This is a genomic window from Bacillus sp. V26 (assembly GCF_034296245.1).
Lineage (GTDB): Bacteria > Bacillota > Bacilli > Bacillales > Bacillaceae > Bacillus > Bacillus halotolerans.
Genome location: NZ_JAXKQF010000003.1, coordinates 433,898 through 447,853 on the forward strand (window position 1 = coordinate 433,898; position 13,956 = coordinate 447,853).

The 13,956-nt window shown below is 46.3% G+C and carries 14 protein-coding genes; 3 read left to right on the forward strand and 11 right to left on the reverse strand.

The window, feature by feature from the left end:
- Nucleotides 1–44 precede the first annotated feature (44 nt).
- The 4 genes from galT to UJ203_RS13000 all read right to left on the reverse strand — a co-directional run bounded on the left by galT (nucleotide 45) and on the right by UJ203_RS13000 (nucleotide 3,917).
- Entirely contained in the window at nucleotides 45–1,586 is a 1,542-nt protein-coding gene (gene galT / locus UJ203_RS12985; protein WP_322011359.1) for a UDP-glucose--hexose-1-phosphate uridylyltransferase, read from the reverse strand.
- A gap of 3 nt (nucleotides 1,587–1,589) precedes the next feature.
- Nucleotides 1,590–2,762, reverse strand: a complete 1,173-nt coding sequence (locus UJ203_RS12990; RefSeq protein ID WP_202853339.1) for a galactokinase — start codon at nucleotides 2,760–2,762, stop codon at nucleotides 1,590–1,592.
- Between the two features lie 82 nt (nucleotides 2,763–2,844).
- Nucleotides 2,845–3,228, reverse strand: a complete 384-nt coding sequence (locus tag UJ203_RS12995; RefSeq protein WP_202853354.1) for a GtrA family protein — start codon at nucleotides 3,226–3,228, stop codon at nucleotides 2,845–2,847.
- A gap of 17 nt (nucleotides 3,229–3,245) precedes the next feature.
- Nucleotides 3,246–3,917, reverse strand: a complete 672-nt coding sequence (locus UJ203_RS13000) for a helix-turn-helix domain-containing protein (RefSeq protein WP_322011361.1) — start codon at nucleotides 3,915–3,917, stop codon at nucleotides 3,246–3,248.
- A 353-nt stretch (nucleotides 3,918–4,270) separates the two neighbouring features.
- On the opposite strand from UJ203_RS13000, the gene slrA reads away from it, so the two are divergent.
- The 3 genes from slrA to UJ203_RS13015 all read left to right on the forward strand — a co-directional run bounded on the left by slrA (nucleotide 4,271) and on the right by UJ203_RS13015 (nucleotide 6,717).
- On the forward strand, nucleotides 4,271–4,429 hold the full coding sequence (slrA, locus tag UJ203_RS13005; protein ID WP_322011362.1) for a transcriptional regulator SlrA: 159 nt from the start codon (nucleotides 4,271–4,273) through the stop codon (nucleotides 4,427–4,429).
- Between the two features lie 435 nt (nucleotides 4,430–4,864).
- Nucleotides 4,865–5,179: a DUF485 domain-containing protein gene (locus tag UJ203_RS13010; protein WP_024123298.1), complete on the forward strand. Its 315-nt coding sequence runs from the start codon at nucleotides 4,865–4,867 to the stop codon at nucleotides 5,177–5,179.
- Complete coding sequence (locus UJ203_RS13015) at nucleotides 5,176–6,717, forward strand: cation acetate symporter (protein ID WP_322011365.1); 1,542 nt, start codon at nucleotides 5,176–5,178, stop codon at nucleotides 6,715–6,717. The genes UJ203_RS13010 and UJ203_RS13015 overlap by 4 nt, the downstream gene beginning before the upstream one ends.
- 44 nt (nucleotides 6,718–6,761) lie before the next feature.
- On the opposite strand, the gene UJ203_RS13020 is transcribed toward UJ203_RS13015, so the two are convergent.
- The 7 genes from UJ203_RS13020 to cidR form a co-directional block, all read right to left on the reverse strand.
- Entirely contained in the window at nucleotides 6,762–7,364 is a 603-nt protein-coding gene (locus UJ203_RS13020) for a DsbA family oxidoreductase (protein ID WP_095712732.1), read from the reverse strand.
- Nucleotides 7,365–7,452: 88 nt separating this feature from the next.
- Nucleotides 7,453–8,703 carry an iron uptake transporter deferrochelatase/peroxidase subunit gene (gene efeB / locus UJ203_RS13025; protein WP_322011367.1) on the reverse strand — a complete coding sequence of 417 codons (1,251 nt, stop codon included), beginning with the start codon at nucleotides 8,701–8,703 and terminating at the stop codon, nucleotides 7,453–7,455.
- Between the two features lie 18 nt (nucleotides 8,704–8,721).
- Nucleotides 8,722–9,879 carry an iron uptake system protein EfeO gene (gene efeO, locus UJ203_RS13030; protein ID WP_322011369.1) on the reverse strand — a complete coding sequence of 386 codons (1,158 nt, stop codon included), beginning with the start codon at nucleotides 9,877–9,879 and terminating at the stop codon, nucleotides 8,722–8,724.
- Nucleotides 9,876–11,321 (reverse strand): FTR1 family protein, encoded by a 1,446-nt coding sequence (locus UJ203_RS13035; RefSeq protein WP_322011371.1) that lies wholly within the window; start codon nucleotides 11,319–11,321, stop codon nucleotides 9,876–9,878. Before UJ203_RS13035 ends, efeO begins: the two co-directional genes overlap by 4 nt.
- 154 nt (nucleotides 11,322–11,475) lie before the next feature.
- Nucleotides 11,476–12,144, reverse strand: a complete 669-nt coding sequence (gene thiE / locus UJ203_RS13040) for a thiamine phosphate synthase (protein ID WP_322011373.1) — start codon at nucleotides 12,142–12,144, stop codon at nucleotides 11,476–11,478.
- Complete coding sequence (thiM, locus tag UJ203_RS13045; RefSeq protein ID WP_322011375.1) at nucleotides 12,141–12,959, reverse strand: hydroxyethylthiazole kinase; 819 nt, start codon at nucleotides 12,957–12,959, stop codon at nucleotides 12,141–12,143. The genes thiE and thiM overlap by 4 nt, the downstream gene beginning before the upstream one ends.
- A 7-nt stretch (nucleotides 12,960–12,966) precedes the next feature.
- Complete coding sequence (cidR, locus tag UJ203_RS13050) at nucleotides 12,967–13,875, reverse strand: cidABC operon transcriptional activator CidR (protein ID WP_010332370.1); 909 nt, start codon at nucleotides 13,873–13,875, stop codon at nucleotides 12,967–12,969.
- Nucleotides 13,876–13,956: the final 81 nt, after the last annotated feature.

Below are 13,956 nucleotides of genomic sequence, written 5' to 3' on the forward strand. Positions count from 1 at the left end.
CGTCACGTTTTGGGCTCTTTTTTCAATAGTAAAAAGCCTCTCCCTTAACGGTTGAGGCTTTTTACTTGTTTGACGCCTAAACAATGGATAAACCTGTTGAAGGCCTGTTTTCCTTCGGGTGTCTGTTTAAATACGCCGGCATGTTCAAGAATGCGTGCGAATACATGGCCAAGCTCTTCTTTTATAACCTGTTCCGCATTCTCTTTTGTTATGGTTCTTCTTTCCATCAGACGAAGAGCCCAATCCTTATGTTTAGCCGTCAGCTCATTTTCTTCTAATGCTGTTTTCGGATCAGCAGAGCACAAGGACGCTGCCGTTGCTTTCATTTCTTCCTGTAAACGGCCCGGCAAAATCGCTAAGCCCATAACCTCAATCAGGCCGATATTTTCTTTTTTAATATGATGAACCTCCTGATGAGGATGGAAGATTCCTAATGGATGCTCCTCATCCGTCCGATTGTTTCTCAGCACGATGTCGAGTTCATATGTGCCTCCCCTGCGTCTTGCAATCGGTGTGACCGTATTATGTGGCGTATCCCCTGTGAAGGGGACTATGCCGGCTTTTTCATCTGAATATCGCTGCCATGCACGGAATATATGGTCCGCTGCCTCAGCGACAATATGCGGATCGTCTCCCTGAAGCCTGAGCACAGACATCGGCCATTTCACTAAGCCCAGTGACACGCCGGGATAACTGTTTAATTCATATCTGTCCGTCATTTCGGCACGCGCCATCGGAAAATCGTGCGCCCCGCCCTGAAAATGGTCGTGGCTTAGAATGCTGCCTCCGACAATCGGCAGGTCTGCGTTTGATCCGATAAAATAATGCGGATATTGCCCGAGGAATGAGAGCAGTCTTTCAAACGTCTTTTTGCTGATCTCCATCGGTTCATGCTCACCCTTTAAAACGATGCAATGCTCCGGATAATACACGTATGGCGAGAACTGCAAATACCATTGCTCGTCTCTGAGAATAACAGGAATCATTCTGTGATTCTGCCGGGCCGGATGGTTCACACTTCCCTCAAAGCCGACATTTTCCTTACAAAGCACACACGGCGGATAATCCGTCTGCGTCTGTTCTTTGGCAGCCGCAATCGCCTTCGGGTCCTTTTCGGGCTTTGACAGGTTAATTGTCATTTCCAGCTCGCCATATTCGGTCGGCACCGTCCAATGAACGTTTTTGGCGATTCTGTCAGACCTGATATAATAGACATCCTCTGCATACTGATAAAACTCTTTTGTCGCCTGTTTCGGTCCGTATAACGCCTTTGTCTCTTCAAACTTGCGGATGACCTCAGACGGAGGCGGGACAAAACAGCCCATCAGCTTTGCACTGAGCAAATCTCGATAGGTGTCTGTATTTGCTTCTATACGGCCGGTTTCTGCCGCCCACTTGTAAATGGGAGAAAGCAAGTCAGGAAGACGCTTGCTCTGCTTAATGAGTGTGCTTGAGACCGGCTGGGGATGTTTGATGTCCAGCGCTTCATAAAGTCGGTTTCTCGTATATTCCTGATCCCAAATCGATATCAGCTTTCGTTCCAGCCCATACTCTATCAGCTGTTCCAGATGTTCAAAAATGCTCATGTGTCACTCCCCCTTTAATTCTCTCGCTCCTTCTCCAATATCAGCGACATAAAAATCCGCTTTCAGTCCTGTTTTTTCTTGATATTTGTCTCCAACCTTTTGGATAAAGTCATCAACAAATTCATCCTTTACAATACTGATCGTGCAGCCGCCGAAACCCGCTCCCGTCATTCTTGAGCCGATCACTCCTTCTTGCTCCCACGCTGCAAATACGAGCTCATCAAGTTCCGGGCATGTCACCTCGTAATCATCCTTCAATGAAAGGTGGGATTCCTTCATTAACCGCCCGATTTCCTGAATATTGTTTTCTTTAAACATGTCGGCTGTCTTGATGGCGCGGTGGTTTTCATATACGGCATGCTTTGCGCGGCGTCTGTTCGTTTCATTTTGGATCAGGCCAGAGTGAGCGTCGAAGTCAGAAGGCTTGATGTCGCCAAGTGATGTAATGTCGAGCTCCTTTTGCAGATCCAGGAATGCGTCACTGCACTCTTGGCGTCTCGCATTATAGCTTGAGTCCGCCAATGTCCTTTTTTTGTTCGTGTTCGCAATAACCAGCGCAAGCCCGGAGACATCGAGTTTGCTATATTCATAGTCCAGCGTATCGCAGTTCAGTAGGATCGCATGATGTTCTTTCCCCATTCCGATTGCGAATTGATCCATAATTCCGCAATTGACCCCGATAAATGTGTTTTCCGCATGCTGTGCCATTTTGACAAGCTCCAGCGCCTCGAGTTGAGGATGAAAATAGCTTTGGAGCACGACCGCCATCAGCAGCTCAATGGAAGCGGAAGATGAAAGCCCTGCCCCGTTTGGAATATTCCCTGAAAACACGATGTCAAAGCCATGCGGAATCGAATAACCCCTTTGCTGAAATTCATATATGACGCCTTTCGGATAATTGGCCCAGTCATCTTCTTTTTGATAACGGATGCCGTCAAGACTGCATTCCTTTATGCCGGCTTCCTGAAAGTTGTCCGAATACAATCTGACCAGCCCGTCTTTTCTTTCTGCAACAGCAGCATATGTACCCATGGTCAGCGCGCACGGAAACACGTGCCCGCCGTTATAATCCGTATGTTCTCCAATCAGATTCACTCTTCCCGGTGCGAAAAAAAACCGTAATCCCTCTTTCTCTCCGAATACACTTGCAAATATCCCCTTCAATTCTTCCCGCATGTGCATCACCTTTCATGGTTTTTATTATTTGTTTCCCGGTCTTTCTGTAACGAAAACGGAAGATCATATGCTGCCGCCCTTGTCATACCCCTTCTTCTTTTGTCTTTTTAAAGACGAGCCATTTGCTTGCGACATAGTTGACGACAACAATCACCGCATTGTCGAGTATTTTGGCCAGCGTTTCATTTGTATGGAACTGTCCGACAAGGATGATCATCATGCCAAGGTCTATGCCGAGAGACAGCACCCGAACGCTGAAAAAGGCAGTGAGCTCTTTCAGCAGGCTTTGCAGGTCATCTGTCTTCTGCTGAAACACATATACTTTATTTGTGATGTAAGCAAACAGAACAGACAAAATCCAAGCAGCTACTGTTGCAGCTTTATAATCCACATTCATGATCTCTACCAATATATAAAAGCTGGCAATATTCACGATTGTCGTGAAAATCCCCATAATGATATACATAATCATTTCTCTATACTTCACCGATGTTCCTCGCTTTCTGAAAAACTTTTCAAATTTCTTAGCTTTGCGTATTCGCGGTTAAAAGTAACAAAAACGGAAAGCGCGTCAAAAAAGCTGCGGAATGTGGCCGGATGGCCCAATACACGCGATTGTTTGATGATTCCGTCGAGCACCGCACATATTATTTTAGCCGTATACTCAGGATCAATACTGTCGTCAACCAGCTTTCTCTCCTTCAGCCAATGAATATATGACGTATTTTCTTCCACCCACAATTCGTATAGCCCTACATAAGCCTTGCATTTTTGGACAGCTTTAAAGGTCGGCATATTCATTGCAAACGAGGTGATGTCCCATGATGGTTTATTTTTGTAGTAAGAAAACAGCAGCTCTGCGGCATGTTTTGCAGCCTCATACAGCGTCAGCGGTTTCGCAGATGTCCGCTCGATTTCATCCAGGTAACCGATGATAATCTGTTTTTTCATTTGATGATTTTCGAAGATATGCTGCAGGAAGTCTTCCATGTTGTCAAAATGAACATAAAATGCGCCTTTACTGTACCCGGCAGCTCTGCTGATTTCTTCCACAGACACAGGGTCATACGCTCGGTCAATCAATAGATTCAGGCCAGCCTCTATAAATTTTTCAAATGTTTGCTCTCTTTTAATTTGAAATTTGTTTTTTTTCATATTTTTCTCCAGCCGGTATGATTACCCTTATCTTACACCGGATCAATCTTTTGCGGTATTTATTTCTTTCCAGAGGTATGCTATTCGGTTGTTAAGGGGTCATATTTAATAGGCAATAGGATTTATTTTCATTTACATACTATCCAGTCAGTATTTAATTGTTTATTATTATAAATAAGGTTCATTGGTTATATTAGTCATTTTTTTAGGGAATAGGTAGGTGATTTTTCCTTCAGTTTGTGAACACCGAGCAACTATGTGTGAAATTTGTTGTACTCGCCTCATCATCGCACCGGCTTGTCTTTTATTGCCAGGATGTTGCAGGAAAACATTTTATACAATTGGAGGTTACTATGAAAACTCAAGTTAAAAAAGATTTGGACAAAGATTGGCATATGTTGATTCAAGAAGCTAGATCCATTGGGTTAGACATTCATGATGTGAGGCAGTTTTTAGAATCTGAAACAGCGATGAGAAAAACCAATCACAAAAAAACCGTCCGCCAAGACTAATCCGGACAGGCGGATCTTTTACCTCTGGCTTTTCTATCATCTGATCTGAGTTTTCACCATTTCCTCTATTCGATAGCTTATATACTGCGCCGATTTTGAGGACAATCGGTGTTTCAGCCTAAAATATGACAGACAGCTGGTGATGCGGTCACCTCTTGGCACATGCATTGTCATAAAGAGGTGATGCGAACATGAAACCGGACTTTAGAAAAAGAGCAGCTTTGCATAGGCTGCAATTGGTGAGGTTTTGAAAGCAAACTTGTTTATATGCGGCAGCTGGAAAACCTTCGCCCGTTTTATACCCCCGCGTCTTATCTTCACGTTTCCTGCTTTTTTCGTCCACTTTATGATCCTGAAGAATAAATCAGACTTTCTGTACATACCTATTGGTGTACCTTTATGCTTATTTTTCAGCAGAATAAAAGGAGGAAAGCCATGTACAGATCGCAAGCTGATTACCAAAAGATTGCTGGGTCTCCATCTTTTCAAGCCTTTTTGAAGCAGAAACGGGCCTTTATTGTTCCAACTGCGATTTTCTTTTTTGTCTTTTATTTTTCACTCCCTGTTTTAACGTCTTATTTCACCTTTTTGAATACTCCGGCAGTTGGTGCTGTTTCATGGGCTTGGCTGTTTGCCATCGCTCAATTCGCTATGACGTGGACACTCTGTACGGTGTATTCCCGAAAGGCAGCTCGTTACGACCAATTTGTAAACGCTTTAAAAGAAGAGCTGAAGGGTGAACAGACATGAACCTGACAGCGTTTCTGTTATTTGTAGCGATTGTCGGTCTAACGCTTGTGATTACGTATTTTGCCGCGAAACAAACAAAAACGACGAGTGAGTTTTATACGGCCGGCGGCGGGCTCACCGGTGTTCAGAATGGACTGGCAATTGCCGGCGACTACATGTCTGCCGCGTCGTTCCTCGGCATTGCCGGAATGATTGCGTTATATGGGTTCGACGGATTTTTTTACAGCATCGGTTTTCTTGTCGCTTATCTCGTTGTCCTCTATATCGTGGCGGAGCCGCTTCGGAATCTCGGAAAGTATACGATGGCGGACATGATTGCGGCGCGTTTTAAAGAAAAGAAGATCCGCGGTGTCGCCGCTCTCAATACCATCGCCATCTCTACCTTTTATATGATCGCTCAGCTCGTGGGGGCAGGGGCGCTGATTAAACTGCTGCTTGGGCTCGATTATACCGCGGCCGTTCTGATTGTCGGAGTGCTCATGACCATTTATGTCGTGTTCGGCGGAATGATCGCGACGAGCTGGGTTCAGATTATCAAAGCCGTTTTGCTGATGGCCGGCACCCTCGTCATCTCCATCATCGTTTTTTCTAAATTCGGTTTTAACCTTAATACAATGTTTGAGCAAATGAAAACCGCTACCCCGCTTGGCGCTGATTTTTTAAATCCAGGGAACAAATACAAGGTCCCGCTTGAAACCCTGTCGCTGAATTTGGCACTTGTGCTGGGGACCGCCGGCCTTCCGCATATCTTAATTCGCTTTTATACAGTTAAGGATGCCAAAACTGCCCGGGCATCAGTCGTTTCAGCAACATGGATCATCGGTGTGTTTTACATTATGACGGTATTTCTCGGATTTGGCGCGGCCGCGTTTGTCGGTTTTGACGCGATTACAGCGGCCGATCCAGCGGGAAACATGGCGGCGCCGCTTCTGGCAAAAGCACTCGGGGGAGATTTCCTGTTCGCGTTTGTATCAGCCATCGCCTTTGCCACGATTTTGGCAGTGGTGACAGGCTTGGTGCTGTCTGCCGCTTCAGCGTTTGCCCATGATATCTACAGCCAGATTATCAGAAAAGGAGAAGCAACTGAGAAAGAACAGATGAAAGCGGCCAGATGGGCATCTGTCGCCGTGTCAGTGCTGTCTATCATTCTTGCGATTTTTGCTCAATCCTTAAATGTCGCCTTTCTTGTCGCATTGGCATTTGCCGTTGCCGCCAGCGCAAACCTTCCGCTGATTGTGTTTACTGTGTTTTGGAAAAGATTCAATGCCTCAGGCGCATTATGGGGCAGCCTGACTGGGCTGATCAGTGCTCTTGTCCTCGTGTCGATGAGCCCGAGTGTGTGGGACCCGGCCGGAGGTGCTATTTTTGCAGGCGAGCCGCTTATCCCGCTGTCTAATCCGGGCATCATTTCGATTCCGCTCGGCTTCCTCGGTGCGTGGCTTGGAACGCTTCTGTCTTCTGATAAAACGGCTAATGAAGAGACATTTGTTGAAATACAGGTGAAGGCGCATACGGGAATTCATATGGATCAGGATTAAAAAAAGCTCTCTAAACAGATTTTTGTTTAGAGAGCTTTCTTAGGTTACGTTTTCTGTTGTTCCTGAGAAATCGCATTTTCAAATACTTCCTTGCCGGCTGCTCCCGGAATCACGGTGTCGCCGATGACAAAGGTTGGTACGGCTGTAATGTCAGCTTCTTCATAGGCGTGCTTCAGAGCTTGCCGCTGCACGTCCTGATATGTTCTTGCTTCCAGCGCAGCTTTGAATAATGCTCCGTCTAAGCCAACTTCCTCCGCCAGCTTCGTTAAGATATCAATCTCTCCGATGTTTTGGCCCTCTTGGAAAAATGCTGCAAATACACGGGTATTGTACTCATGTCCTTTGTTGTATTCTTTGGCAAAGTGAAAGCCTTCAAAAGCCAAGTCTGTATATGGGTGAGGCGAGACGTTTGGAAATTTGATATCGACTCCCAATTTCTCCGCCATCGGTCTGATCGAGGTTTGCCACATATACTTCTTGGAAGGGTCGTTTACAGGATCAAGCTGCGGTGAAGGACTTGGACGCAATTCAAACGGCATCCACTCGACTTCAACATCCTTTCCTTTTATCGCCTCTTCAAAAGCGGCTTTTCCAATGAAACAAAATGGGCAGACGTAATCTGAATAAACTTTTATTTGTACTGTCATGATTGTCTCCTTTCGTATAGGTTGATTTTAAACTGTAACAATAAAAGTTACAACTGTTTTTTAAAAAAGAAGCCTGCATGGCTTCCTTTTACGATTCAAGCAACCGCTGAGCGATATATTCTCCTTTTTTACACCCGCCGGGAATTGCATATAAAGCAGAACCAATCGTTTGCGTATATTCATTTAACGCATCCTTTGCCGAAAGTGCCTTCAGCATGGGAATGAACTGATTGTCGGGATTTTTTTGAAAGCTGATAAACAGGAGACCTGCATCCATATAACCGGTTTTGGAGTCAATGCCTTCCGTGTAAGAAAAAGCTCTTCGCAAAATTTGTTTCCCTGTAGATTTCGCAAGGCTGACGTGCGAATTTGACGGAATTTGATTCAGCTTGACGGGGTCTGTTTCCTTTTTTTGGCCAAAAGGCGCCCCGGAGCTTTTTCTGCGGCCGAAAGTATCCTCTTGATCCTTCAGGGAAGAGCGGTCCCAAATTTCAAGGAACATTTTGATTTTCCGAAAAGCCATATAAGTTCCGCCTGTCATCCAGTCAGGCTCGCCAGACTGAATCCACACGATCGAGTTCATCAATGTGTCATCCTTGGTGCTTTGGTTCCCTGTTCCATCTTTAAACCCAAATAGATTGCGCGGCGTTTCTCCATTTTTGCCCCCGCTTAAAAAGCCTTTGTTTATAAAGCGGACTTCACAGGTTCCCACCGCTTGATTCAGCAGGTTTCGCAGCGCGTGAAACGCCACTTGTTCATCATCTGCGCATACTTGGATGCAGATGTCTCCGTTTCCCTGCTTCGCATCGAGATTGTCATTCGGCATCGCCGGAAGAGCAGCAAGGTGTTTCGGTTTCTTGCCTTTCAGTCCGAAACGATCCTTTCCATCTTTTTCGAAAAAGTCAGGCCCGAAGCCAAAAGTAACCGTTAAGTTGGAAGGCGGTAAATCAGCCGATTCACCCGTATCCTGCGGCGGCAGATATTGATTTTTCTGCTCGCTCGACATTTTGTTTCCTGATGTCAGCATTTGTGTCAGGCTGGTCCAGTTTCTGAATAACGTGATGATATCGCTTTTCTCCTTCGCCGTCACATCAAGCGCGGCAAAATACACGTACGTCTGATGGGCAGTGGTGATTCCGGCCTGATGCTTTCCGTAAAACGGAACAACCTGGTCATCCTCTTTTTCGTCCTTCTCCGATGGCTTAGCCGCGGTCTGAACAAGCGGAGCGAGACCGCCGAGGCCGCTGGCGCCAATCGCCACGGCCGCCCCAGCCATCGCTCCCCATTTTAAAATGTCCCGTCTGTGAATTTGTTCTGGCTTTTTCTGTTCATCGCTCATGCTGTTACAAAACTCCTTTTATAGCACATTCGCAATCTTCGACATGGTTTCAGAAAGAGTCGTCAGCTTTGTGCTCAGCTCTCTGATTTGATCTTCACTTAATTTATCATAAGACGTATAGGCCTGATCATTCGTTTTGTATTTTGCCATTAAAACTTCAAATTCGCTGAATTCGGTATCCAGCTTTTCCGTCAGATCAGAGTGGTCTTTTACGAGCGCGCTTTTCACAGTTTGATACACAGCCTCGGAGCCTTCAACATTTGCCATAAGATCGACTAAATCGATTCGTGAGTAGCGCTCCTCTTCACCCGTAATTTTAGAAATACCTGCTTCGTTCAGAAGCTCCATCGCGCCAGCCACAATTTGTTCAGGCGTTAATGTCAATGATTCAATCGAACCGTCAAGCTCTTTTACATCCTTGACAAGCTGGTCAGCCGTTGCCTTTTCCCCGGAAATATTTTTATCCTTCCAAATGGCTTTCTCAAGCTTGTGGAACCCTGTCCATTTGTCTCCTTCTTCTACATCGTTTTCACGGGCATCCATTTTCGGGTCAAGATCTCCGAGGCTTTCGGCAATCGGTTCAATTCTTTCGTAATAGACGCGCGCTTTCGCATATAACGTCTTTGATTTTTCAATATCGCCTGCCTTCACGGCAGCTGTAAATGCTTCAGTCGCCTTCACAAGCTGATCGCTCTGCTCTTTGACGTATTCTTTATATTCATCTGCCGCTTTTGCCAGCTGATCGCTTGCCTTTTTGCTGCTCTTCTTCGCTTCTGTCAGGTCTTCTAAGGACGCTTTCAGTGACTCGGATTCTGTCTTGATTTTGTCTGAATCCGGTTTGGATTTTTGTGCTTCTGTGTAGATTGGCTGAAGATGCTTTTCGATTTCTGTGTATTCGAACGGATAGTCGCTGCGAATATCATTTTCAAAAGAAAGCCAGTAGCTGTTTAATTCTTTCCCCTTCTTTTGTATCTCTTTTTGATCGGCTTTTTCAGCTGATTCATTCAGCTCGGAAATCATGTTCTCCATTTTATCAACGGAAGTTGCGATCTCTTTGCTTACTCCGCTTTTATCAGATGACGCTTTTTCTTTAGTTGACGAAGTGTCATTGGCTCCGCATCCCGCACACAGTGCAAGGATGCATCCGGCTGTTACAGCAATCTTTGTGATATTCATTTTGTCAGTTCCTTTCCGTTTGTATAATGTTTTGCCGCTTCTGAGATAAGCGTGATCAGTAAAAATAGCAAAATCAGCAATTGCGGAATCGTACTGTACACCGACGGATAAATTCCGAGAACGGACACAGACGGCAGCCAGCTTTCTGCGTCAGACGGAAGAATCCCCGCGAGCTGCAGGCTGTGGACGCCTGTTCCGAGAAATTTCACGCACATATACAGGACAACCGCCATTGACAGCAGAAAAAACGGCTTCAATGGAATGCGCATTCCGAGCTTCATCATAAGAACACCGACGATGACGAGAACGACAAGCCCCGTGGCTGTCCCGCCGATCAGCTCAGTGAGAGAGAGCTTTCCAACAAGGCCGATGAAAAAGATGACTGTTTCTAGCCCTTCCCTCACGACTGCCAGAAATGCAATGAGCGCAAAGGAAAGCAGGCTTCGTTTTTTCAGCGCCTGTGATTTCTGGATATTGATTTTTTCTCTCCACTTGTCCATCGAGGCGTTTCTATGCAACCACACCCCGACATACAAAAGCATGACAGCGGACAGCAAGCCGGTGATTCCGCCTAGCAAGAAATTGTTTTCTCCGAATACATTCGAGGAGAACAGGAGGGTGACGCCGATTCCGGCTGCTAAGGAAACGAACATGCCTGCTGACGCGCCGCCCCAGATCCAAGCGGAAGAACGGGTGACACGGGCTTTTTTTGTCATGGTCAAAAGCGCCCCGATGACAAGCAGCGCCTCCATTCCTTCTCGAATTGGGATCAAGGCCGCGTCCCACCAGCTGTAGCTGCTCGAAGCAATCGGCTCAAGCAATTGAATCATTTCGTCAATTTGTTTTATGACCTGATCGGGATGGCTGTCGATTTCAGCCTTCATGAGTGCCAGATTTTCCTCCGATGTGGTATACGCTTCTTTGGATTGGGATACGACGTCTCCTTCTACGGCCAGCCAAGATGTGATTAAGTTGTCGATAGCGGCTGACGCTTCACCCATCTGTTTTTTTTCTATCAATTGTTTTGTGTCTTTTAAGCTTTGAATATAGGCTGTTAAGGACGTCCTTGATTGACCCGAGGATGCCTTCTTCAGTACAACAGCCTGCTGGTAGGTTTCTAAGTGAGAAGAAAGCTCTTCAAGCTGTGTTTCGAGTTTGTTCGCGTCTTGATTAATGAAAGAAAGAGAAATCATAGCGATATTCGAGTCCATTTTGCTGTGGGATGAAAGGTTTTCCTTCTTAATAGATGGTTCTTCCTTTTTCCACGCCGATTTGAAGGTCTCAAATGTTTGCTGTGCGGCATCTATATCTCCGTCTCGTACAGATTTGATCATTTGCTTGTTTAATTCAAGCAGGGAAGCAATCGGATCATTTTCCGCATGCACCGCCGAACCGAAAAACATCAACAAGCTGAGTAATATAAGTGTCAGCCCCCGTGCCATCATGTTCCTCCTATAATTGAAAATGATTATCATTGTATATCATAATCATAGCCAGTTCCCGATCTTTGTCAATGAAAATTTGAAGGTCTGAAAACCTTGGCGGAACAGCAAAAAGGCTGCCCTTTACAGGACAGCCTTTTGAAGGCAATTCGGGTTATCTGCCGGTCTTATATGTGTGAATAACATCGTAAAATTTGCGTGCGGCTTCTTCCGGATCCTCCGTCAGACTGATTGCGCTGATCATACTGACACCATCAGCCCCCGCTTCGATGACGGGAGCGGCATTTTCTATTGTGATGCCGCCGATGCCGACAATCGGAATGCTGATGCCTTGACGTCTCACCGCTTCAATCAGAGACACACCCTGTACAGCTCTCGTATCCTTTTTCGTTTCCGTCGGATAGATCGGCCCGAGACCGACATAATCTGCTCCATCCTCCTCGGCTTGCCTCACCTCAGACATCGTATGGGCGGACACGCCAAGAATCATATCGCCAATGGCGTCACGGACCTCTTTTGCTTTCGCATCCTCTTGGCCGATGTGCACACCGTCTGCCTTCAGCTTCAGTGCCAGCTCCACATCATCATTGACAATAAAAGGGACGCCGGCTTCACGGCATGCCGCCTGAACCTTTGCGGCGAAGGCAATCCGCTTCTCTCCTGACAAAGCGCCTTCGCCCTTTTCACGAAACTGGTACAGAGTGGCACCGCCTTTTAATGCGTTTTGCACGACTGCCACAGGATCGGCTTTCGTATTGTTTGAACCCATAATGAAGTAAACAGATAATAGCTTTTTCATCATTTCCCGAGAAATACGTGTCATGAGACTGTCACCCTTTCTATTGTCGCTAGCTCTAGTACATCTTGTTCAGAGACAGAAGACAGCTTGTTCAGCAATTCAATCTGAAAACTCCCCGGACCTTTGTCAGCTGTCTGCTGCGCGGCAAGCTGTGCCGCAACACCATATGAGGAAATCGCAGCGATGGCAGCGAATAACGGATTTTTTTCCACTGCACAAAATGCACCGACAACTGAAGTCAGAAGACATCCAGCGCCTGTCACCTTCGTCAGCAGCTTGTGGCCGTTATGAAGAGTGTATACGTTAGATGCGTCGGCAATTACATCGACTTCCCCAGTAATCGCAATGACCGTGTTCAGTTTTTGCGCCGCCTGTTGAGCCAGACGGATGATGTCGCCTCCGCCTTCACCGGCATCGACTCCTTTGATCATCCAATCCGAAACACCGACGGTATGTGCAATTTCCGCGGCATTTCCCCTGATTGCAGAGAGGCGCATCTCACGAATCATCTCACGTGCCGATTCAGTGCGGAACGGTGTCGCTCCAGCACCGACGGGATCAAGAATGACGGGTACGCCATGTTCATTCGCTGATTTACCCGCAATGATCATAGCTTCGACGGTTTCTTTGCTTAGCGTTCCGATATTTAAAACGAGCGCGCCCGCGATTTTCGCCATGTCGGCGACCTCTTCCTTCGCATAAGCCATTACGGGTGATGCACCGAGGGCGAGCAGGCCGTTCGCTGTAAAATTTGTCACAACATTGTTTGTTATACTGTGCACCAGAGGGCTATGCTTCCGGACGGCTGTTAGACGTTTTGCTGCTGATTGTGCATCCATATTAGCATCATCCTTTACTCTCTCTTTTTTTCGGATCCCACAAATACGATTTCGTATGTTCAAGCCAAGCTCTTGCCGCAAAGGACAAATAGCGGTCCTTTCTCCATATAATCGCAAGATGCCAAGGGATGACCGGATCGACAAGCGGAATGACTTTGACCTTTTCCGGATCAAGGCCGCGGCATATGCGTTCCGGCAAAAGTCCGATCCCCAGGTTGGCTGACACCATCTCACTGATAAAATCCCATTGTGAGGTTTCGTAAATGATATGGGGCCGGAATCCGGCCTTGATACATTCCATCATAATTCGATTGTGGAGAACAAAATCCTCCCTGAAGAAAATAAAAGGCTCTTCCTTCAAATCCTGTAATCGGCTCTCTTTCTCACCCGCCAGCCGGTGGGAAGGGTGTACGACAAGCATTAATGTTTCTTTTACGATCGTAAATGAATGAAAAATGTCTTCGTTTGCGGGGAGAACAACAACACCGATGTCAAGAGAACCGTCCCCAACGCCTTCTTGGACTTTGATAGAGCCGTCCTCAACAAGCTGAAAGGTCACATTCGGATAATTTTCCCGAAAATCGCCGAGCACTCTCGGGAAAAAACCTGAGCCGATCATCGGCGGCAGTCCGATTCGCACATGCCCCTTCTTGACCTCCATAATATCATTTAACTCGGATGTCAGGTTTTGAAATGATTTAATGATTTCCTGCGCCTGCACATACATGCTATGGCCGGCGTCCGTCAGCTCCACCTGTCTGCCGTTTCGATAAAAAAGCTCGATCCCAAGCTCTGCTTCTAAATTTTTGATCATTTTCGATATCGTCGGCTGGGAAACATAAAGTGATTGGGACGCCTTCGTAAAACTTTTCAGACGGGCGACCTCCAGAAAGTATGTTAAATGGCGGATATCCATGAACTTCACCTCTTCTATAGACAAAAGGAATACTTATTATGCTTTATATATATTTTACCTATAGAGAGACCTTATGTACAA

Coding starts and splice junctions, on each gene's coding strand:
- galT (WP_322011359.1), bottom strand. CDS start 1,586: ATGAGCATTTTTGAACATCTGGAACAGCTGATAGAGTATGGGCTGGAA.
- UJ203_RS12990 (WP_202853339.1), bottom strand. CDS start 2,762: ATGCGGGAAGAATTGAAGGGGATATTTGCAAGTGTATTCGGAGAGAAA.
- UJ203_RS12995 (WP_202853354.1), bottom strand. CDS start 3,228: ATGTATATCATTATGGGGATTTTCACGACAATCGTGAATATTGCCAGC.
- UJ203_RS13000 (WP_322011361.1), bottom strand. CDS start 3,917: ATGAAAAAAAACAAATTTCAAATTAAAAGAGAGCAAACATTTGAAAAA.
- slrA (WP_322011362.1), top strand. CDS start 4,271: ATGAAAACTCAAGTTAAAAAAGATTTGGACAAAGATTGGCATATGTTG.
- UJ203_RS13010 (WP_024123298.1), top strand. CDS start 4,865: ATGTACAGATCGCAAGCTGATTACCAAAAGATTGCTGGGTCTCCATCT.
- UJ203_RS13015 (WP_322011365.1), top strand. CDS start 5,176: ATGAACCTGACAGCGTTTCTGTTATTTGTAGCGATTGTCGGTCTAACG.
- UJ203_RS13020 (WP_095712732.1), bottom strand. CDS start 7,364: ATGACAGTACAAATAAAAGTTTATTCAGATTACGTCTGCCCATTTTGT.
- efeB (WP_322011367.1), bottom strand. CDS start 8,703: ATGAGCGATGAACAGAAAAAGCCAGAACAAATTCACAGACGGGACATT.
- efeO (WP_322011369.1), bottom strand. CDS start 9,879: ATGAATATCACAAAGATTGCTGTAACAGCCGGATGCATCCTTGCACTG.
- UJ203_RS13035 (WP_322011371.1), bottom strand. CDS start 11,321: ATGGCACGGGGGCTGACACTTATATTACTCAGCTTGTTGATGTTTTTC.
- thiE (WP_322011373.1), bottom strand. CDS start 12,144: ATGACACGTATTTCTCGGGAAATGATGAAAAAGCTATTATCTGTTTAC.
- thiM (WP_322011375.1), bottom strand. CDS start 12,959: ATGGATGCACAATCAGCAGCAAAACGTCTAACAGCCGTCCGGAAGCAT.
- cidR (WP_010332370.1), bottom strand. CDS start 13,875: ATGGATATCCGCCATTTAACATACTTTCTGGAGGTCGCCCGTCTGAAA.